The sequence below is a fragment of the Actinomycetospora sp. CA-084318 genome (genome assembly GCF_050955885.1).
Taxonomy (GTDB): Bacteria; Actinomycetota; Actinomycetes; order Mycobacteriales; family Pseudonocardiaceae; genus Actinomycetospora.
Genome location: NZ_CP192098.1, coordinates 3,039,020 through 3,059,047, shown reverse-complemented (window position 1 = coordinate 3,059,047; position 20,028 = coordinate 3,039,020). Strand labels below are relative to the sequence as shown.

The 20,028-nt window shown below is 72.3% G+C and carries 17 protein-coding genes; 4 read left to right on the top strand and 13 right to left on the bottom strand.

Features of this window, described 5'->3' with window-relative positions; all coding sequences use genetic code 11:
• Window positions 1–62: 62 nt before the first annotated feature.
• Window positions 63–1,325, bottom strand: a complete 1,263-nt coding sequence (gene ltrA / locus ACQPYX_RS14840) for a group II intron reverse transcriptase/maturase (protein ID WP_433798656.1) — start codon at window positions 1,323–1,325, stop codon at window positions 63–65.
• A gap of 687 nt (window positions 1,326–2,012) precedes the next feature.
• Between ltrA and ACQPYX_RS14835 the strand changes: the two genes are divergently transcribed.
• Window positions 2,013–3,419, top strand: coding sequence for a glycoside hydrolase family 28 protein (locus ACQPYX_RS14835; RefSeq protein ID WP_433803646.1), 1,407 nt, complete (start codon window positions 2,013–2,015; stop codon window positions 3,417–3,419).
• Here ACQPYX_RS14835 and ACQPYX_RS14830 read toward each other — a convergent pair.
• Complete coding sequence (locus ACQPYX_RS14830) at window positions 3,416–4,051, bottom strand: class I SAM-dependent methyltransferase (protein WP_433803645.1); 636 nt, start codon at window positions 4,049–4,051, stop codon at window positions 3,416–3,418. The two genes, ACQPYX_RS14835 and ACQPYX_RS14830, sit on opposite strands and share 4 nt — an antisense overlap.
• Window positions 4,052–4,154: 103 nt before the next feature.
• On the opposite strand from ACQPYX_RS14830, the gene ACQPYX_RS14825 reads away from it, so the two are divergent.
• A complete protein-coding gene (locus ACQPYX_RS14825; protein WP_433803644.1) occupies window positions 4,155–4,400 on the top strand; it encodes a hypothetical protein in 246 nt (81 codons plus the stop codon).
• Window positions 4,401–4,416: 16 nt separating this feature from the next.
• Here ACQPYX_RS14825 and ACQPYX_RS14820 read toward each other — a convergent pair whose 3' ends face one another.
• Genes ACQPYX_RS14820 through ACQPYX_RS14810 form a run of 3 tightly spaced genes read right to left on the bottom strand, consistent with a single transcriptional unit; the run spans window position 4,417 to window position 6,457 of the window.
• Window positions 4,417–4,794 (bottom strand): hypothetical protein, encoded by a 378-nt coding sequence (locus ACQPYX_RS14820; protein WP_433803643.1) that lies wholly within the window; start codon window positions 4,792–4,794, stop codon window positions 4,417–4,419.
• Complete coding sequence (locus ACQPYX_RS14815) at window positions 4,791–5,966, bottom strand: cation:proton antiporter (protein WP_433803642.1); 1,176 nt, start codon at window positions 5,964–5,966, stop codon at window positions 4,791–4,793. The genes ACQPYX_RS14820 and ACQPYX_RS14815 overlap by 4 nt, the downstream gene beginning before the upstream one ends.
• 8 nt (window positions 5,967–5,974) lie before the next feature.
• Window positions 5,975–6,457: a cation:proton antiporter regulatory subunit gene (locus ACQPYX_RS14810; RefSeq protein WP_433803641.1), complete on the bottom strand. Its 483-nt coding sequence runs from the start codon at window positions 6,455–6,457 to the stop codon at window positions 5,975–5,977.
• Window positions 6,458–6,538: 81 nt separating this feature from the next.
• Here ACQPYX_RS14810 and ACQPYX_RS14805 point away from each other — a divergent pair, with 81 nt between their 5' ends.
• Complete coding sequence (locus ACQPYX_RS14805) at window positions 6,539–9,070, top strand: DEAD/DEAH box helicase (RefSeq protein WP_433803640.1); 2,532 nt, start codon at window positions 6,539–6,541, stop codon at window positions 9,068–9,070.
• A 57-nt stretch (window positions 9,071–9,127) separates the two neighbouring features.
• Here the strand turns inward: ACQPYX_RS14805 and ACQPYX_RS14800 are convergent, their stop codons facing one another.
• The 8 genes from ACQPYX_RS14800 to ACQPYX_RS14765 form a co-directional block, all read right to left on the bottom strand.
• The gene (locus tag ACQPYX_RS14800) at window positions 9,128–9,988 is read right to left on the bottom strand and encodes an exodeoxyribonuclease III (RefSeq protein WP_433803639.1); all 861 of its coding nucleotides are present in this window, start codon (window positions 9,986–9,988) and stop codon (window positions 9,128–9,130) included.
• Between the two features lie 9 nt (window positions 9,989–9,997).
• Window positions 9,998–10,489 (bottom strand): hypothetical protein, encoded by a 492-nt coding sequence (locus ACQPYX_RS14795; RefSeq protein WP_433803638.1) that lies wholly within the window; start codon window positions 10,487–10,489, stop codon window positions 9,998–10,000.
• A 34-nt stretch (window positions 10,490–10,523) separates the two neighbouring features.
• On the bottom strand, window positions 10,524–11,066 hold the full coding sequence (locus ACQPYX_RS14790) for a DUF6790 family protein (RefSeq protein ID WP_433803637.1): 543 nt from the start codon (window positions 11,064–11,066) through the stop codon (window positions 10,524–10,526).
• Window positions 11,067–11,151: 85 nt separating this feature from the next.
• The gene (locus tag ACQPYX_RS14785; protein WP_433803636.1) at window positions 11,152–12,954 is read right to left on the bottom strand and encodes a LuxR C-terminal-related transcriptional regulator; all 1,803 of its coding nucleotides are present in this window, start codon (window positions 12,952–12,954) and stop codon (window positions 11,152–11,154) included.
• A gap of 67 nt (window positions 12,955–13,021) precedes the next feature.
• The gene (locus ACQPYX_RS14780; RefSeq protein WP_433803635.1) at window positions 13,022–13,483 is read right to left on the bottom strand and encodes an SRPBCC family protein; all 462 of its coding nucleotides are present in this window, start codon (window positions 13,481–13,483) and stop codon (window positions 13,022–13,024) included.
• Window positions 13,484–13,540: 57 nt separating this feature from the next.
• Complete coding sequence (locus tag ACQPYX_RS14775) at window positions 13,541–13,939, bottom strand: FKBP-type peptidyl-prolyl cis-trans isomerase (RefSeq protein ID WP_433803634.1); 399 nt, start codon at window positions 13,937–13,939, stop codon at window positions 13,541–13,543.
• Between the two features lie 23 nt (window positions 13,940–13,962).
• A complete protein-coding gene (locus ACQPYX_RS14770) occupies window positions 13,963–15,774 on the bottom strand; it encodes a thiamine pyrophosphate-requiring protein (RefSeq protein ID WP_433803633.1) in 1,812 nt (603 codons plus the stop codon).
• Between the two features lie 30 nt (window positions 15,775–15,804).
• Window positions 15,805–16,842, bottom strand: a complete 1,038-nt coding sequence (locus tag ACQPYX_RS14765; RefSeq protein ID WP_433803632.1) for a glutathione S-transferase family protein — start codon at window positions 16,840–16,842, stop codon at window positions 15,805–15,807.
• 274 nt (window positions 16,843–17,116) lie between these two features.
• On the opposite strand from ACQPYX_RS14765, the gene ppc reads away from it, so the two are divergent.
• On the top strand, window positions 17,117–19,891 hold the full coding sequence (gene ppc, locus ACQPYX_RS14760) for a phosphoenolpyruvate carboxylase (RefSeq protein ID WP_433803631.1): 2,775 nt from the start codon (window positions 17,117–17,119) through the stop codon (window positions 19,889–19,891).
• The last annotated feature ends 137 nt before the right edge of the window (window positions 19,892–20,028 follow it).

The window sequence follows — 20,028 nt, the reverse complement described above, 5'->3', positions numbered from 1 at the left end:
CCCCCGGGCTCCCACAGATCCCGGCGTGACAATCTCTTGTCACCGGGCTCTTGCCATCTTGTTCATCGGGCCGGAGGAACGCTGGCGACCCATTTCCAGTGCGCGAACAGGCGGGGATACCTTCCGATGATCCCCAGCCAGCACCGGACGGCCGCCTTCTGCGCTCGCAGTCGTTTGTATTTCTTGCGGATCCATCGCACCAGGTAGGCGTTGATGCGGGCGAACAGGCCATACAGCGCGGAGCGGTAGAACGCCCCGTAGTACTGCATCCATCCTCGCACCATCGGATTCACCCAGTGCGCGAGTTCGGAGAAACTCAGGCGTATGTGCCGGTGCAGTCGCCAGGACCGCACCTGCGCACTGATCCGTGTGAGGGCAGCCTTGCTGATCGCGGGAAGGAACCCAGAGAAGGTCCGCCCGCCGCGACCTTTGGCTTCGCGTTGACGGAAGGTGAACCCCAGGAACGTGAACGACGTATGCTCCGCGGAGCGACGCCGGTTCCCGTCCTGGCAGTAAACGATCCGTGTCTTGTCGGGATGCAGACGCAACCCGACCTGTTCCATGCGCTCGCCGATCGCCGCGACCATTGTCTCGGCTTGCTCGCGGCTCGTGCAGTGCACGACCGCGTCATCGACGTAGCGCTCGAAGGAGATACCGGGAAAGGCCCGGTCCATCCACGTGTCGAACGCGTAGTGCAGGAACATGTTCGCGAGCACCGGTGACACCGGCGACCCTTGCGGCGTTCCACGGTCGCGAGCGACGAGGTCACCGTCACGAGTCTGAATGGGTGCTTGCAGCCAACGCGTGACATACAGGACGACCCATCGCTGGTCGGTGTGCGCCTCGACCGCCTTGATGACGAGGTCCCACGGGACGCTGTCGAAGAACTTCTGGATGTCCAGATCGATCACCCAGTCGGTCTTCCAGCAGCGCTTCCTGCAGGTCTCGACCGCATCGAGGGCCGAGCGGCGCGGGCGGTAGCCGTAGGAGTCCGGGTGGAAGATCGGTTCGACCGACTTCTCCAGCCTCCGTGCCACCACAGTTTGCGCCACCCGGTCCGCCACGGTCGGAATACCCAGGACCCGTGTCCCGTCGCCGTGAGCTTTCGGGATTTCCACCGCCAGCACCGGCGAAGGTAGATAGCTACCCGAGGACATCCGATTCCAGATCTTGTAGAGGTTTCCCCGCAGATCCTTCTCGAACTCCTCGACCGAGCAGCCATCCACCCCCGCTGCACCCTTATTGGATCGCACCTGCTCCCAGGCCTGTTGCACCTCCCACTTCGAAATGACGAACGACTTGCCCGAGGACTTCAGTTCGCTCACTGCGATTCCTCCCGGCTAGATTCCGGTTGATCGAACGAACAAACCACAGATGGCCCGACCCCTTCGCTCCACTCCCACCGCGTCAAGCAGGAGATTCACAGCTACTACGAGTCGGTCCGCCGGCGCCCACCGCATCGGTACTCAGTCCCTCCCGGTTTCAGTCGGTCGGGATTCTCCCTCTCGCCACCGCAGAGATGGCAGTATCGGTGCACGCCTTCCCACGTTCCCCACCGGAGCAGCAGACCGGGCTCACGCCGCCTACATGCCGGGCACCGACTGGCCAATAAACGGGCTCCCGCCAGCCTCATCCCAGGATTGTTCGAACGTCCCGGTTCTGATGCCATCCACACTAATTACGACACTTCACAGGCTACGACGCAGCGTCTTCCCGATCCCCACCTGACACCTCACACGGTGCCTTTTCCCACATCGCTCACCACGACAGTCTTCAGCTAACGCAGCAGTGGGCGGTTTGGAGCCTCCCCCGTAGGTCGACTCCGAAGGGCCACAACCTTCATCTCCGATGGAGCAACACAAGAAACAGGACTCCGCCTACATCAGAGCCTCCTTCTTGTGCGCGTGGCACACTCGAACACCAGTTCGAGAAGATCCAGAGGCCGTTCGGAGCAATCTCGATCTCCCTGGGCGACACTGGACATTCCGGCGCCGACGAGGGAGGCAGCGCAGGTGCATCCGCGCCCCCTCCGTCGTCGCGAACTCCTCCGAGCCCTCCCGCTCGCGGTCGGCCTGGCGGCCCTCGTCGCGGCCGACGCCCGACCTGGACGGGCCACGTTCGACGTCCGCGCCTTCGGCGCCCGGGGCGACGGCCGTACCCGCGACACGGCCGCCATCCAGGCCGCCGTCGACGCCGCCGCGCACCGGGGCGGCACGGTGCTGCTCCCCGCCGGGACCTACCTCTCCGGGACCGTCGAGCTCCGGTCGCACGTCACGCTGCACCTCTCCCCCGGCGCCACCCTGCTCGGCAGCCCCGACATCGCCGACTACCCCGCGCACGACCTCGGCGTCCGTGACCTGGACATCGGCGGCCGGCAGGTCTGGGCGCTGCTCCACGCGCAGGACGCCGAGGACGTCACGATCGAGGGCCAGGGCACGATCGACGGCAGCGGCCGGGCGTTCCCGAAGGTCCCGACCCCGGACCCCGAGGTCGCCACCGGCCCGCGTCCCCGCATGGTCTTCGTCCGCAACAGCCGCTCGGTCGTCCTGCGGGACCTCACCCTGCGCGAGGCCGGCATGTGGACGGTCCACCTCGCCGAGACCGCGGGAATCCGGGTCGCGGACCTCGCCGTCACGTCCTCCCAGCACGTCCACCAGGACGGCATCGTCCTCGACAGCTGCTCCGACGCGCTCGTCACGGGCTGCCGGGTCGACACCCTGGACGACGCCGTCGTCCTGAAGAGCGCCTATCCCCAGCCGTGCCGCGACGTGGTGGTCCGGGAGTGCGAGCTGACCTCCCGCTGCGCCGGCCTGAAGCTCGGCACCCAGTCGCTCGGGGGCTTCCGCCGGATCCGGCTCGAGCGCTGCACGTTCCGCGACTGCCGCCTCGGTGGGCTCAAGCTCCAGACGGTCGACGGCGGCGACCTCGTCGACGTCGTCGCCTCGGACCTCGTCATGCACGACGTCGCCGCCCCGCTCAGCATCCGACGCGGCCGCCGGGGGTTCGACCACGGGCGCACCGACGTCGAACGGCCCCGTCCGGTCGGCGCCCTCCGCGACGTCCACGTCCGGAATCTCACGGCCGGGGTCACCCGCGCGGCCGGCCCGCCCGCCGGCGACGTCATGAGCATCGCGGGCCTCCCCGGCTTCCCGGTCGAGGACGTCACGCTGGAGGGCCTCCACGTCACGACGCCGGGCGGGGGCACTCCCGACGACGCCCGCCGGACCGGCATCCCCGAGCTCCCGGCCGCCTACCCCGAGCACACCATGTTCGGCGTGCTCCCCGCCCACGGCCTGTGGGTCCGACACGCGAGCGGCATCGCGCTGCGCGACGTGCACCTGACGCCCGTACGACCCGACGCCCGACCCGCCGTCGTGACCGAGGACGTCGTCGGGCTGGACCGGGGCCGGGACCGCTAGATCAACCGGTGCACCGTGGTCGGGGTGACCGCCCGGCCCTCCAGGTCCGTGGTGTCCGGCACGTCGTAGGTCGCGAGCGGCTCCACCCGGCGTCGGGGCAGGTACTCCCGCCCCGGGTCGCCCACGTAGACCTCGATGCCCACGCCCGTCGCCTCGTCCAGGAAGTCCAGCATGAGCCGGGCCATCGGCTGCTCGTAGAACACGTCCCCGGCGAGGATGACGTCGACGTCCACCACGAGGTCCGACTCCCCCACCAGGTCCCCGACGACCTCCACGGTCACGCCGTTCAGCGCCGCGTTGCGCGCCGTCGCGACCCGTGCGCGGGCGTCGTGGTCGGAGGCGACCACCGACGCCGCCCCGGCCTGCAGCGCCGCGATCCCGACGATGCCCGACCCGCTCGCCAGGTCCAGGACCGTCTTCCCGACGACGAGCTCGGGCCGGTCGAGCACGCAGCGCGCGAGCGCCTGCCCGCCGGCCCACGCGAACGCCCAGAACGGCGGCGCGGCCTCGTCGGTCTCCGACCAGGTGCGGTGGATGTCGTCGGCCAGCAGCAGCGTCACCTCCGGGACGAGCGGGGCCGTCCCGGGGGCGGTCCAGCTCGTGACCTGGGCATCGAGTTCGCCGTCCGTCACGTCGCCGTCACCGCTGGTCACGGGTTACCCCGGACGGACGCAGCGCACCGACCCGCACCCACCTACCCTGTTGCGGAACCGCGAGACCCCGGGGAGGCAGACGATGTCCGACGAGACGACCGATGAGGACGCCGTCCTGCTGTACCTGGGCGGCCCGCTCGACGGCCGCGTCGAGGTCCGCGAGGCCCGTCACGGCGCCCCGCTGCCCACGGTGACCCACACCCACCTCCACGACGGTCCGAAGGTCGTGCACCACTACGACCTGCATCCGCTCACCGACGGTGCCGGTGTCTACCACCTGCGCGTCGAGCCGGTGCCGGAACCCGCGGACGCGGCCGAGTCCGCCTGAGGGCGACGACCACCGCTCAGGCCAGCCACCAGCCCAACGCGCACAGCGCACCCCAGGCGCCCGCCACCGCGACCGCCTTCGTCCGGGCCTCACGGTCGGGCAGGCTCGTGCCGAGCAGCACCAGGTCGACCACGTCCGAGCCGACCCGCACGGCCGTCGCCGTCCGCAACGCCTCCCCGTCCGGCGCGAACGCCATCGCCAGCCCCGAGGCGAGGTCGCGGCCACCCAGCGCCCGGATGCCGATCGCGGTGCCGCGCGACAGCGAGCCGGCGTCGGGGGCGAGCTTGGTGGGGCGGGCGAAGAGCTCGGGCTTCGCGATGATGGCGACGCTGTAGGCCGCGGTCGCGGCGCCCAGCGCGCGGGGGAACCAGGGCGCCTTCGAGGAGGTGGTCATGCGCCGCGAGTACCCACTCGTCCGGCCACCGCCCCGTGGACCGGCACCACCACCCGCGCGAGCACGGGGCCGAGGACGGCCATGAGGAGCACGTAGGTCGTCGCCAGCGGCGCGAAGCCCGGGTCGATCGCCGCCGAGCTCAGCGCCAGACCGGCGATGACGATCGAGAACTCCCCGCGCGCCACGAGCGCGGTCCCGGCACGCCACCGGCCGAGCGACCCCACCCCGGACTGCCGGGCGGCGAACCAGCCGGTGCCGATCTTCGTCAGGGTGCTGACGACGGCGAGCGCGAGGGCGACCGGGATGACCGCCGGGATCGACGCCGGGTCGGTGTTCAGGCCGAAGACGACGAAGAACACGGCGGCGAACAGGTCCCGCAGCGGGCTCAGCACGCGGGTCGCGTTCTCGGCGGTGTCCTCGCTGATCGCGATGCCCAGCAGGAACGCGCCGACGCCGGCCGACACCTGCAGCTGCGAGGCGATACCGGCGACGAGCAGCGCCACCCCGATCACCCGCAGCAGGAACACCTCGGAGCTCGGCGAGTCGACCACCGCGGAGACAGCGCCCCCGAACCGCAGCGCCACCACGAGCACGACGACGAGCAGGACCAGGGCGATCGCCACCGTCCGCAGCCCCGCGAGGAACCCGAGCGAGGCGAGCACGGCCGTCGTCACGGGCAGGTAGAGCGCCATCGCGAGGTCCTCCATGACGAGGACCGAGAGGACGGCCGGGGTCTCGCGGTTGCCCAGGCGGCCGAGGTCGGAGAGGACCTTGGCGATGATCCCGGACGACGAGACCCACGTGACGCCGGCCATCGCCAGCGCCCCGACCGGGCCCCAGCCGAGCAGCAGCGCCGCGACCGCACCCGGCGTCGCGTTGAGCACCATGTCGACGATCCCCGCGAGCCACGACCTCTTCAGCCCGCCGACGAGGTCGGACGCCGAGTACTCCAGGCCGAGCAGGAGCAGCAGCAGGACGACGCCGACCTCGCTCGCGAGCTCGGTGAACCCCTCGATGCCCTCGAACGGCAGCAGCCCGCCCTGGCCGAAGGCGAGCCCGCCGAGCAGGTAGAGCGGGATCGGCGAGATGCCGATGCGGCCGGCGAGCCGACCGAGGACGCCGAGGCCGAAGAACAGGGCGCCGAGTTCCTCCAGGGCGAGAGCGGTCTCCACGGGAGCGCTCAGCCGGCCTCGAGGATCTCCGCCGCCTGCTTCAGGCCCTCGCCCGTCCCGACGATCACCACCAGGTCCCCGGCCGCGAACACGAAGTCCGGGCGGGGCGACGGGGAGACGACGTGATCGCGGACCACGGCGACGATGGACGTGGCCGTCCGGGTGCGCATCGCGGTGTCGCCGAGCGGCCGGCCCACGTAGGGCGAGCCCGCCGCGATGGGGAACTGGGCGGTGTTCACGCCCTCCACCTCGCGCTGCTGGTCGCCCAGCTTCGCGACGAGGTTCGGGGCGCCGAGCAGCGTGCCGAGCGCGTTGCACTCGGCCTCGGACAGCGGGACGGTCGCGACGCAGGCGTCCGGGTCCTCGCGGGCGGTCAGCAGCAGCTCCCGGTGCCCGTCGCGGTGGGTCAGCACCCCGACCCGGCGTCCGTCACCCGTGACGAACTCCTGCTTCGTGCCGATCCCCGGCAGCCTGGTCAGCTCGACGTCCACGCCTGCCCACGCTAACCGTCCGGTGGCCGACGGGTCGCCGGTCCCCGGGGTCGTCGCGCAGACCTGGGAGGATGGACGGCGATGAGCGCACCGTCCCTGCTCCCCACGCCCGGCGCCGACCCCGACGAGCTGTTCGAGGGCTTCTCCGCCTGGGCGGCCGAGCGCGGGCTGGAGCTCTACCCGGCGCAGGCCGAGGCGTTGATCGAGCTCGTCACGGGCGCGAACGTGATCGTCTCGACGCCCACCGGCTCCGGGAAGTCGCTGATCGCGCTCGGCGCGCACGTCGCCGCGATGTCGCGGGGTGAGCGCACGGTCTACACCGCGCCGATCAAGGCGCTGGTAAGCGAGAAGTTCTTCTCCCTCGGCGCCCAGCTCGGCTACGCCAACGTCGGCATGCTCACCGGCGACGCGGCGGTCAACCCCGAGGCGCCGGTCATCTGCTGCACCGCCGAGGTGCTGGCCAACTGGGCGCTGCGCGAGGGCGCGGCCGCCGACATCGGCCAGGTCGTCATGGACGAGTTCCACTTCTACGCCGACCCCGACCGCGGGTGGGCGTGGCAGGTGCCGCTGATCGAGCTGCCGCAGTGCCAGTTCCTGCTGATGTCGGCGACCCTCGGCGACGTCTCGTTCTTCCAGGAGGACCTGACGCGGCGCACCGGACGCGAGACCGCGGTCGTCGCGAACACCGAGCGCCCCGTGCCGCTGTCGTTCCGCTGGTCGACCACGCCGCTGCACGAGACGATCTCCGAGCTGATCACCGGCAGGCAGGCGCCGGTCTACATCGTGCACACCACGCAGGCCGCGGCCATCGAGCAGGCGCAGGCGCTGATGAGCCTGAACGTCTCGACGAAGGCCGAGAAGGAGCAGATCGCCGAGCTCATCGGCTCCTTCCGCTTCACCGCGGGCTTCGGGAAGACCCTGTCGCGCCTCGTGCGCCACGGCATCGGGGTGCACCACGCCGGGATGCTGCCGAAGTACCGCCGGCTCGTGGAGACGCTCGCCCAGGCCGGCCTGCTCAAGCTGATCTGCGGCACCGACACGCTCGGCGTCGGGATCAACATCCCGATCCGCACGGTGCTGTTCACGGCCCTGACGAAGTTCGACGGCCAGCGGGTCCGGCACCTGCGCGCCCGCGAGTTCCACCAGGTCGCGGGCCGGGCGGGGCGCGCGGGCTACGACACCGCGGGCTTCGTCGTCGTGCAGGCCCCCGAGCACGAGGTGGAGAACGCGAAGCGCCTCGCGAAGGCCGGCGACGACGTCAAGAAGCAGCGGCGGGTCGTGCGGGTGAAGGCGCCGGACGGGTTCGTGTCGTGGTCCGAGCGCACGATGGAGAAGCTGGTCGAGGCCCAGCCCGAGCAGCTCACGAGCCAGATGCGCGTGACGACGGCGATGCTGCTGCAGGTCGCGCAGCGCCCGGGCCCGTACTTCCCGGCGATGCGCCACCTGCTCGAGGAGAACCACGCCGACCGTCCCACCCAGCGCAGACTGATCCTCCGCGCGATCCAGCTCTTCCGCGGCCTCCTCGAGGCGGACGTCGTCGAGGTGCTGAAGGTTCCGGACGAGGCCGGGCGCACGGTCCGGCTCGTCGACGACCTGCAGGTCGACTTCGCGCTCAACCAGCCGCTCTCGCCGTTCGCGCTGGCTGCCTTCGAACTGCTCGACGACGAGTCCCCGACCTACTCGCTGGACCTCGTCAGCGTCGTCGAGTCGACGCTCGACGACCCGAAGCAGGTCCTGCGCGCCCAGGAGAACGCAGCGCGCGGCGAGGCCGTCGGCGCGATGAAGGCCGAGGGGCTCGAGTACGAGGAGCGGATGGAGCGCCTCGAGGAGATCACCTGGCCGAAGCCGCTCGTGGAGCTGCTGGAGCCGGCGTTCGAGACCTACCGCAAGGGCCACCCCTGGGTCGGCGACGCGGAGCTCTCCCCCAAGGCCGTCGTCCGCGACCTCTACGAGCGCGCCATGACGTTCGTCGAGTTCGTCTCGCACTACAAGATCGCCCGGTCCGAGGGCCTCGTCCTGCGCTACCTCACCGACGCCTACCGGGCACTGCGCCAGACGATCCCCGAGTCGGCGGGCACCGACGACCTCGACGACCTCATCGCCTGGCTCGGCGAGCTCGTCCGCCAGACCGACTCGTCATTGCTCGACGAGTGGGAGACGCTGTCCAACCCGACGGAGCTCGACGCGGCCGGCACCGACGCCGCCCCGATCGACCAGGGGCCGCCGCCGGTCACCCGCAACGAGCGGGCCTTCCGGGTGCTGGTGCGCAACGAGATGTTCCGGCGCGTCGAGCTGTTCGCCCGGCGGGTGCCGGGCGACCTGGCCGAGCTCTCCGACGACGAGGGTCCCTCGCTGGAGACCTGGTCGCAGGCGATGCTCGACTACTTCGACGAGTACCCCACGCTCGGCGCCGGCCCGGACGCCCGCGGCCCGGCGCTGTTCCGCGTGGTCGACCGGGGCCGCACGTGGGAGGTCCGCCAGGTCTTCGACGACCCGGAGGGCGACCACGACTGGGGCATCACCGCCACCGTCGACCTCGACGCCTCGGACGAGGTCGGCTCGGCGGTCGTCCACGTGACCCACGTGGGGCCGTTCGAGACGGTCTCCGACTGAACGAGCGGCACTGTCGCAGCATCCATGTGCGCGAGAGTGCCGTTCGCTCGGTGGGCCTCAGGCCTTCTTCCGCCGCGGGGCGCCCTTCTTCGCGCCGAGCGAGGGCGGCGGGACGACCGGGCCGATGTCGCCGTCCGGGGCGGCGTCGAGGTCGACGATCACCGGGGCGTGGTCGGACGGGCCGGTGCCCTTGCGGGCCTGGCGGTCGACCCAGGCGGCCTGGCGGCGCTCCGCGACCGGCGCGCCCGCCAGCACCAGGTCGATGCGCATGCCGCGGTCCTGGTGGAAGGCGCCGCCGCGGTAGTCCCAGTAGGTGAAGGCGGGGACGTCGACCCAGCGGTCGCGGATCACGTCGTGCAGGCCGGTCTTCTCGATCGCGGCCAGCGCCTCGCGCTCCGGCGGCGTCACGTGGGTGGACTCGGCGAACGCCTCGACCGAGTACACGTCGAGGTCGGCCGGGGCGATGTTGAAGTCGCCCGCGACGATCGTGCGGTCGGGGTCGCCCGCCTGGACCACGTCGCGCAGCACACCCAGCCACTCCAGCTTGTAGGCGTAGTGCGGGTCGTCGACGGTGCGGCCGTTCGGCACGTACACGCTGGTCACCCGCAGGTCGCCGCAGGTCGCGGTGACCGCCCGGGCCTCCTGGTGCGGGTAGCCGGGCGCCCCCGGGAGCCCGTTCACCACGTCCTCGAGACCGACGCGGGAGAGCAGGGCGACGCCGTTCCACCGGCCCTCGCCGTAGTGGGCGACCTGGTACCCCCGCTCGGCCAGCGCGGCCCCGAAGGTCTCGTCGAACGCCTCGTCGGAGAGCTTGGTCTCCTGCAGGCACACGACGTCGGGTGCGCGCTCGTCGAGCCAGCCCAGCAGGCGCGGCTCGCGGGCCTTCGCGGAGTTCACGTTCCAGGTCGCCACTCGCACGCCCCCACGCTAACGGGCGGCCCCGACGGCGTCCTTCGAGGACTCCCGCGCCCCCAACGGCAGCGCGCGGCGCCAGACCAGCTCGGCCTGGAACGCGACCATCACCGCGATCATGAGCAGGACCTCGCCGATCCCGCCGTTGTCGCTGATGCCCTCGACGTACGCCAGCGTGCCGAGCGCGAACTTGACGACGACCATGCCCAGGAACAGGCCGATCGTCAGCGACGTGCCCTGGGCGTAGACCCGGCCGCCCTCCGGCCACACCCGGGTCAGGCGGCCGCGGGCGAGCCCGACGACCACCGACAGCGCGATACTGGCGCCGAGGAACGTCCAGGCGAGGCCGCTGGTCGGGGCGTGGTAGCCGCCGATGGCGATCCCGACGACGCCGTAGATGATCGCGAGCTTGAAGCGGGACGACCCGACGATCTCGTGGCGCTGGGTCTGCTTGTAGATGGCGTAGGCGATCATCGCGACGATGATCAGCCAGGAGGTGGCGGGCATGGTTCCTTCTTCCTGACGACGGGTCGCTGCGGGCTCAGGCCGGCACGCGGGCGGGGGTGGCGCCCTCGTGGGCGCCGGGCGTGGTGTGGCGGGCGGCGGCGCGGCGCGCGGCCCAGGTGGTGATCGCCGCGACGAGCGGCACGAGGAAGCAGGTGGGGATCGCGCCGACGTTGTCGGGTGCGGTGTTGCCGTGCATCAGCCACTGCGTGACGTGCTGGATGCCGTCGAGCCACAGCTGTACGAAGGCGACGAGGATCGTCGCGCTCATCCAACCGCCCCGGAACCGCGTCCGGACGACCGCCAGGGCCGCGAGCCCCACCGCCAGGTCGGAGCCGCCGTTCTCCCACTGGAAGGGGGACGGCGACCAGCCGATGCTCTCCGCGGCCGCCGCCGCGCCCGGCCCCATGTGCACCAACCCGGCCAGCACGCCGTTCACGCCGAGCCCGACGGCCACGAACCACAGCGACGTCAGCTGCAGGATGCGGCGACCGCTGCGACGGTCAGGAGACCGGTCGAGGATCACGTGGAGTACCAGACCGCCGAGCAGGACGATCCACATGAACAGGAAGAAGGACATCGCCACCCTTTCGTCGCAGCACGTACGACTCAGCGTGACCGAGATCCGTCGCCGGAACATCCGTGCGATGACGTAGACGGACGCGTCAGCCCGGGTGGTGCCTCGCCGCCGTCGTCGCGAGCTCGACCCGGGTGCGCAGACCGAGCTTGCGCAGGGCGTTCGAGACGTGGGTCTGCACGGTGCGGGGCGAGATCGCGAGGCGGGCGGCCATCTCCGGACCCGCCACGCCCTCGGCGACGAGATCGGCGACCCGACGCTCGGTGGGGGTGAGCGCGTCCCAGCCCTCCGGCGGGCGACCACGCCGGCCACCCGCGCCGAGCCGCACCCCGAGGGAGCGCAGCCGGTTGGCCAGCCGACGGGACACGCCGTCGGCGCCGACGTGGTCGGCCGTCTCCCGGACGCGGCTCGCGAGGGCACGGGCGGCGTCCGCGTCGCCCAGACGGGCCGCCAGGCAGGCCGCCTCCTCGCGGGCCGCCATCGCGCCGGGTACGTCACCGGCGGTGTCGAGGGCGTCGGCGGCGGTCAGGACCGCGGGCAGGTCGTCGGCGGCGAGGCCGACGACGAGGTCCACGACGGGCGCCAGGAGCACGCCGTCGGGCGGGTCGGCGCGCAGGGCCGCGGCGAGGTCGTCGAGCACGTCGCGCCGATCGGCCCGCAGGGCGAGGCGGGCCACGTCGGTGCCGTACATCGCGACCGGCGCGACCCGGCCGTCCCGGTGCGCGGCCCGCCACGCGGCGTCCGCGCGGCGCAGGCCGGCGTCCGGTGCCCCGCGGGCCTCGTCGAGCACCGCGGTGGCCAGGGTGACGGCGGGGAGACCGAACTGCTCGGTCAGCGTGGCCGCCCGCTCGAGCGCGGCGGCGGCGGCCGGGGTGTCGCCGCGGTCGAGGTCCAGCCGGGCGCGCCCGGCCACGGCGAGCGAGGTCCAGCCCGTCCCGGTGCCGGCCGCGGCGGCCAGACCGCCGTCCAGCTCGGCGCGCGCGTCCGACCAGCGCCCGGCGACCGCGTGCACACGGGCCGCGACGAAGTCGTGGTACGGCCCGAGCCAGAGGTGCCCGGCGCGGGCGGCCCGGTCGCGGACCTCGCGGGCGTCGCGGTCGGCCGCCGCGGGCCCCTCGGCGAGCAGGCGGCACCACGCGGGCCACACCGTCGCCGTCGCGGCCTCGGCCCAGGACTCCCCCGCCCGCGCTTCGACCGACGCGACCGCGAGCTCGGTGGCGCGGACCGTCCGCCCGCGGAGGAAGGACGCGATGGCGGCGTTGAGGAGCGCGGTGGGGTTGCCCTCGACCGGGTCGGCGGCGGGCACCGGGCCGTCGCCGGCGAGGAGGTCGACCCACGTCCGCAGGTGGGTCAGCCGCTCCTGCTGCTCGCGGGGCAACGGGAGGGCGAGCACCGCGTCGAGCTCCGCCCGGGCGTCCGCCACGCGCGCCGCGCTGATCAGCGTGAACACGAGGAAGGAGCGGAGCCGGGCGCGGACCGCGGGGTCCTCGCAGGCGGCGAGCTCCCCGCGGGCGACCCGGACCGCGTCGTCGACCCGACCGGCCCCGGCGAGCGTCGCCGCCCGCGACAGCGCGTCCGCGCTCTCCAGGGCGGCCGCGTGCGCGGAGTGCAGGAGTCGACGCAGCGGCCGCGGGACGTCCGCGTACGCCGCCTCCCGGTCCTCGGTGCGGACGAAGTCGAGCCGCTCGTCGTCGCACCAGAGGAGCACGTCCGCGTCGACGGCCTCCCGCACGGCGCGCAGCATCGCGCCGGCGGGCAGCCCCGACACCGCGGCGAGGTGCTCGACGGTCGCGGCGCCGCCCCACACGGCGAGCGTCGCCGCCAGGTCCGCCGCGGGGCCGTCGAGTCCGCCCACGCCGGTCCGGGAGGACCCGTCGTCGGGAAGGACCACGCCCCGATCCTGACGAGCGGGGAGGAATCCGCCAGTCACGTCACCCGGTCGGGCTACTACCGACCGGTCAGCCCTCGACGCGCGCCTTCACCGTGGCGAGCGTGCGCGCCATGCCCTCGCGGTTGTGCGACGGGCTGTCCGAGGTCCGGCCCTTGCCGACCAGCGACGCGATGGCCGTGCGCTTGTCGATCCAGCGCTGCGTGACCTTCGTGCCCGCGCCCTCGGGCTCGAGGGTGAAGCTCCAGCGGGCGACGGACTGTCCGACGACGTCGACGTCCCAGCTGATGTGGCGGGCGGGGTCGTACTCGGCGACCGTGCTGGTCGTCGGCCAGCGCAGGAGACCCTTGCGGTTCCAGCCGATGAAGCGGGCGCCGGGCCTCGGGCCCGTGGCACCGCCGAGCCAGCGGATCGAGTAGCACTCGGGCGAGATCTCGCCGATGCGGGCGGGGTCGCCGACGAGCTCCCACACCTTCTCCGGTGGGGCCGCGATGGTCTCGCTGACGACGACGTCTGGCGCCTTCTCCGGCACGGTCGACCTCCTGGGTGCGCAGTGGTACCGCTCGGTACCGCTGCGCACCCTAGAGGATCAGTTGACCTTGACGAGGTCCACGACGAACACCAGGTGGGCGTTCGGCGGGATGACCCCGCCCGCGCCCTGCGGGCCGTAGCCCTGGTGCGGCGGCACGACGAGGATGCGGCGCCCGCCCTCGCGCATGCCGGAGATGCCCAGCTTGAACCCGTCGATGACCTGCCCGAGCGGGAACTCGACCGGGGCCCCGCCGCGGCTCCACGACGAGTCGAACTCGCTCGAGTCCGACACGAGCCGGCCCTCGTACTGCACCTGCACGGTGTCGCGGTGGCTCGCCTCGGCGCCGCCGCCGACGACGAGGTCGGTGATGTCCAGGTCGTTCGGGAGGGTGTCGGGGGTGACCGACGCGCCCGGCGCACGGGTCAGGTCGTCGGCGTTCTCCACGGTGACTGCCATGGCTCCACCGTAGGGGTCGCCGCTCAGTCCTTCGGCGCCAGGCCGAGCAGCGAGCGGGCCTTGGCCCCGACGGTCTCCTTCACGCCGTTGGCGATGATCGACAGGGCGTCGGGGTCGCCCGCGACCTGCGAGCGCGCCGTGTTGACGGCCTGCGAGAGCGTGACGTGCGGCGGGACCAGCGGGATGTCCTTGTCGACCTTCGCGTCGATGACGAACGGCCGGTCGGCCGCCAGCGCGGCGTCCCACACCGACCCGATGTCGGCGCGGTCGGTCAGAGTGGCCCCACCGAGCCCGAGGAGCTTCGCCCACTCGGCGTACGGCACGTCCGGGATCGCCTGCGACTGCGGGTCGGGGGCCTCGCCGAGCATCCCGCGGGTCTCCCACGAGACGTAGGAGAGGTCGTCGTTGGAGAGCACCAGCAGGACGAACCGCGGGTCGGCCCAGGTCCGCCAGTAGCGCTGCACGGTGATCAGCTCGTTGACCCCGTTCATCTGCATGGCCCCGTCGCCCACCAGCCCGACGACGGGTCGGTCCGGGTGCGCCGTCTTCGCCGCGATCGCGTAGGGCAGGGCGCCGCCCATCGACAGCAGGGTGCCCGACAGCGATCCCCGCTGGGTGGGCCGCAGGGACAGGTCGCGGGCGTACCAGGAGGTGGCGGTGCCGCAGTCCACGGCGACCTGGGCGTCGTCGGGAAGGCGGTCGGAGAGCTCGCGGACCACGAGCTCCGGGTTCAGCGTCGTCGTCCGCTGGTGGGCGCGCTGCTCGGAGTAGTCGTCCCAGGAGGCGGTCCAGCGCTCGACGTGTGCCCGCCAGGTCGGGTCGGTCTTGTCCTCGAGCAGCGGCAGCAGGGCCTGCAGCGTCAGGGCGGCATCGCCGGTGAGGTTGACGTCGGTGTCGTAGCGGATGCCGCAGCGGGCTCCGTCGACGTCGATCTGCACCGCCCGCGCCTGGCCCGGCGCCGGGTAGTACTCGGTGTAGGGCATCGTCGAGCCGACGATCAGCAACGTGTCGCACTCACGCATGAGGTGCCACGAGGCCGTCGTGCCGAGCAGGCCGATCGCCCCGCAGTTCCAGGGCGAGCGCTCGTCGACCACGCCCTTGCCGAGCAGCGCCGTCGACAGGCCCGCGCCGAGCCGGTTGGCCACCTCGGTCAGCTCGGTCGACGCGCCCAGCGCGCCCGCACCCGCGAGGATCGCGACCTTCTCCCCCGCGTTGAGCACCGCGGCCGCGGCCTCGAGCGCGGCGGGTGCCGGGGCGCCCGGGTCGGAGGACGGGACGGCGGAGGTCTGGTAGTAGCCGTGGGCGTCCGGCGGCTCCGGCACGGCGTCCTCCTCCAGCACGTCGCTGGGCAGGATGACGACGGAGACGGTGCGGTCGGCGAGCGCGGTCCGGCAGGCGCGGTCGATCACGTGCCGCACCTGCGAGGGATCCTTCACCTCGGCGACGTAGCCCCCGACGTCGGAGAACAGCGTGCCGAGGTCGACCTCCTGGTAGTAGCCGCCGGCCTGCGCGGTCTGCGCGGTGTGCCCGAGGAGGGCGACGACGGGCTGGTGGTCGAGCTTGGCGTCGTAGAGCCCGTTGAGCGCGTGGATCGCCCCGGGCCCGCTGGTCACCGCGCAGCAGCCGATCGGCGAGCCGCCGTACTTGACGTCCGCGCACGCGGCGAACGCGGCCGTCTCCTCGTGCCGGACCTGCACGAACTCGGCGTCGTCCCGCTCGGGCAGGGCGGTGAAGATCCCGCCGATGCCGTCGCCCGGGTAGCCGTAGAAGCGGTGGACACCCCAGGCCGCGAGGCGGTCGAGGACGTGCTCGGCGACGTTCTTCGGTGCACTCACGCCGCGCGGCTACCCGGGGCGGCCCCGCCCTCACATGTCGATCGGGCCCAGCGGGCGCAGCGGGTGCTCCAGCGGCTCGGGCGCGCTGCCCTCCGGGCCGAACGGCGACCCGCCGAGCTCCTCACGGTGGTGCGGCGTGTCCCAGGCGGTCAGGGGGCCGAGCGGGACGACCTGCGTCGGGTTGATCGTCGTCTGGACCATGTAGTAGTGCCGCTTGATGTGGTCGAGGTCGACCGTGTCGCCGAACCCGGGGGTCTGGTAGAGGTCGCGGGCGTAGGCCCACAGGGCCCCGAACTCGGCCAGCTTCTGCCGGTTGCACTTGAAGTGGCCCTGGTAGACCGCGTCGAAGCGGGCGAGCGTGGTGAACAGGCGGATGTCGGCCTCGGTGATGCTCTCGCCCACGAGGTAGCGCTGGTGCTCGAGCCGCTCGTCGAGCTCGTCGAGGCGGGCGAAGAGGGCGTTGTAGGCCTCCTCGTAGCGGGTCTGCCTCGTCGCGAACCCGGCCTTGTAGACGCCGTTGTTCACGTCGTGGAAGACGCCCTCGTTGACCTCGTCGATCTCGTCGCGCAGGGCCTCGGGGTAGAGGTCGGGCGCCCCGGCGCGCTGGTGGGCGCGCCACTGCTGCCCGAGGTCGATCGTGATCTGGGGGTAGTCGTTGGTGACCAGGGCGCCGGAGGCGATGTCGACGACCGCGGGGACGGAGACGCCGTTCTCGGTGCCGTCCTCCGGGTCGCGGGCGAGGTAGGCCTGCTCGAGGTGGGTGTAGCCGAGCACGGGGTCGACGCCGCCCTCGTCGAGGGAGAACCGCCACGACCGGTCGTCCTGCAGCGGGTCGGTGATGGCCAGCGAGATCGCGTCCTCGAGCCCCATCAGCCGCCGCACGATCACCGAGCGGTGCGCCCACGGGCAGGCCAGCGAGACGACGAGGCGGTAGCGGCCCGGCTCGGCGGGCCACTCCCCCGGCCCGGACGGGTTCGCGACGATGCGGTCGGTGAACCGGGGTCCGCGGCGCTTGAACGAGCCGCTGGAGTCGGCGTAGGCCTTCGTGTTGCCGGCAGTGGTGCTCACGGTGGGGACATTCCCGTCGTGGCGGTCCCCGACGCGCGCGCCCCGGCATTCCCGACGAGGGCGCGGTCGGCTCGGCGCCCCGTAGACAGTTGATCATGTCGAGCGCGACGTCCGTCCGTGTCGCGCTCGGCATGATCATCTGCCTACGCGCCCGATCTCGGTCACAAGACGTCCGGCCGGGAAGGTGTACGGGAACCGGCTTCCGGGGAACGATGGCCGACGTCCCCCGCCGTCGTGGGCGTCCCGTGAACCCGCCCGCGAGGAGACGCCGCAGATGAGCACCGGCCGCCGTTCCGACTCCGTCTCGACCGAGACCAGCGTGTCCTCCGAGTCCGAGCACTCCGCACTGCGCACCGACATCCGGCGCCTCTCGACGCTGCTCGGGAAGACCCTGGCGCGGCAGAACGGCGAGGACATGCTCGACCTCGTCGAGAAGGTGCGTCACCTCGTCCGGGAGGTGCCCGAGCGCGGCGACACCGAGATCCGCGACCTGCTCGCCTCGCTCGACCCCGGCACCGCCGCGGTCCTCGCCCGGGCCTTCGCCACGTACTTCCACCTGGCGAACGTCGCGGAGCAGACCCACCGGGCCTCGGAGCGCCAGGCGGTGCACGACGGCGGCGAGGGCCCGATCCACCTGCTGGCCGAGCGACTGGTCACCGAGGCCGACCCCGACGAGGTCGCGACCGCGCTCTCCCGGCTGCAGCTCAAGCCCACGTTCACGGCCCACCCCACCGAGGCGCAGCGGCAGTCGGTGCTCGGCAAGCTGCGCGCGATCGCGGGCATCCTCGGCGACGGGCTCTCCGAGGAGGCGGCGGAGACGAAGCTCGAGCGCCTCGTCGACCTCATGTGGCAGACCGACGAGATCCGTCCCGAGCGGCCCACCGTGCTCGACGAGGCCCGCTCGGTCTCCTACTACCTGGAGCAGCTGGGGCGCCACGCCGTGCCCGAGGTGCTCACGGTGCTCGACGAGGAGCTCGACCGCGTCGGGCTCCACCTGCCCGAGGGCGCCCGGCCGCTCGTGCTCGGCTGCTGGGTCGGCGGCGACCGCGACGGCAACCCGAACGTCACCGCCGAGCTCACCCGCGACGCCATGGCGGTGTACGCCGACCGCGGGGTGCGGATCCAGATCGGGCTGATCGAGGAGCTCGTGCAGGAGCTCTCGGTGTCGACGCGGCTGGTGGGCGTCAGCGAGGACCTGCGGCGCAGCCTCGCCCGCGACCGCCGGCACCTGCCCGAGATCTACGACCGCTTCGTCCGGCTCAACGCCGAGGAGCCCTACCGGCTCAAGTGTTCCTACGTGTACGCCCGGCTGGAGAACACGCGCGCCCGCTACGCGGACGGTTCGCCGCACGTCCCCGGCCGCGACTACCTCGGCTCGGCGGAGTACCTGGCCGACCTCGAGGTGATGGACCGCTCGCTGCGCTCGCACCAGGGCGACCGGATCGCCGACGGGATGCTGCGCGACGTCATGCGCACCGCCAACGCGGTGGGCCTGCACCTGGCCTCGGTCGACGTCCGCGAGCACACCAAGCTCCACCACACCGCGCTCGCGGCCCTGTTCGACCGGCTCGGGGAACTGGAGACGCCCTACGGCGACCTCGACCACGCCGGCCGCATCGAGGTGCTCTCCCACGAGCTCGCCGGGCGCCGGGCGCTGACCCCGCGCCGCAACTGGCAGGACATCGGCGACGACAGCTTCCGCGAGACCCTCGACGTCTTCGACACCATCCGCGAGGTGCAGGAGACCTACGGCGAGGAGGCCCTGCACACCTACATCATGTCGATGGCCCAGAACGTCGACGACGTCCTCGCCGTGGCGGTGCTCGCCCGAGAGGCGGGGCTGATCGAGCTCAGCGTCGACGGCGCCCGGTCGTCGCTCGACATCGTGCCGCTGTTCGAGACCGCGACCGAGCTGAAGATCTCCGGTGACCTGCTCGACGGGATGCTCTCCGACCCGTCGTACCGCGCGATCGTCGCGGCCCGCGGGGACGTGCAGGAGATGATGCTGGGCTACTCGGACTCCAACAAGGGCGCCGGCATCACGACGAGCCAGTGGTCCATCCACACCGCCCAGCGCCAGCTCCGGGACATCGCCGCCAAGCACGGGGTCCGGCTGCGGCTCTTCCACGGCCGCGGCGGCTCGGTCGGGCGCGGCGGCGGCCCGGCGGCGGAGGCGATCGCGGCGCAGCCGCACGGCGTCGTCGACGCGGTGATGAAGGTGACCGAGCAGGGCGAGGTCATCTCCGACAAGTACTCGCTGCCGAGCCTCGCCGAGGACAACCTCGAGATCATGCTCTCGGCGGTGCTGGAGGCGACGCTGCTGCACCAGACCAGCCGCGTGCCGACCGACCAGCTGCAGCGCTGGGACGAGGCGATGGACGTCATCTCGGACGCGGCCCAGGAGGCCTACGGGGCGCTCGTCGGCCACGAGGGGCTGCCGAACTTCTTCACCCAGGCGACCCCGGTGGACGAGCTCTCGATGCTCAACGTCGGGTCCCGCCCCGGCAAGCGGCCCGGCGCCGGTGGCGACGCCTCGCTCGACGACCTCCGCGCGATCCCCTGGGTGTTCGGCTGGACGCAGACCCGGATGATCGTCCCCGGCTGGTTCGGCCTCGGCTCGGGTCTGAAGGCCGCCCGCGAGGCCGGCTACGGCGAGGTGATCGACGAGATGCGGGACTGGGCGTTCTTCGCCAACCTGCTCTCCAACGTCGAGATGACGCTCGCGAAGACCGACATGCGCATCGCCGGCTTCTACGTCGCCGAGCTCGTCGACCCCGAGCTGCAGGACGTCTTCGAGATCATCAAGACCGAGCACGCGCTGACGCTGCGCGAGGTCCTCGCCCTCTCGTCCGGCGACGCGCTGCTGGCGAACAACCCGCTCCTGCGCCAGACCCTCGAGGTGCGCGAGAGCTACCTGGAGCCCCTGCACCACCTGCAGGTGCACGCGCTCGCCGAACGGCGCACGGTCGACGAACCGGACCCCGATCTGCAGCGCGCCCTGCTGCTCACGGTCAACGGCATCTCGGCCGGAATGCGCAACACCGGATAGCGCACCACCGGAGCTCGCCCGATCGTCCGTGATCGGATCCCCGACTTTCGACCCGTTGTGTTCACCGGTGATCCCGATCACCATGGCCCGCGATCACATCGTGGCATTCGACATCGTGGCGATCATCGGCGGGGAGC

Bases quoted from the DNA above. Each gene is read 5' to 3' on its own strand.
- ACQPYX_RS14775 (WP_433803634.1), bottom strand. From the start codon at position 13,939: ATGGCAGTCACCGTGGAGAACGCCGACGACCTGACCCGTGCGCCGGGC.
- ACQPYX_RS14805 (WP_433803640.1), top strand. From the start codon at position 6,539: ATGAGCGCACCGTCCCTGCTCCCCACGCCCGGCGCCGACCCCGACGAG.
- ACQPYX_RS14795 (WP_433803638.1), bottom strand. From the start codon at position 10,489: ATGCCCGCCACCTCCTGGCTGATCATCGTCGCGATGATCGCCTACGCC.
- ACQPYX_RS14825 (WP_433803644.1), top strand. From the start codon at position 4,155: ATGTCCGACGAGACGACCGATGAGGACGCCGTCCTGCTGTACCTGGGC.
- ACQPYX_RS14820 (WP_433803643.1), bottom strand. From the start codon at position 4,794: ATGACCACCTCCTCGAAGGCGCCCTGGTTCCCCCGCGCGCTGGGCGCC.
- ppc (WP_433803631.1), top strand. From the start codon at position 17,117: ATGAGCACCGGCCGCCGTTCCGACTCCGTCTCGACCGAGACCAGCGTG.
- ACQPYX_RS14790 (WP_433803637.1), bottom strand. From the start codon at position 11,066: ATGTCCTTCTTCCTGTTCATGTGGATCGTCCTGCTCGGCGGTCTGGTA.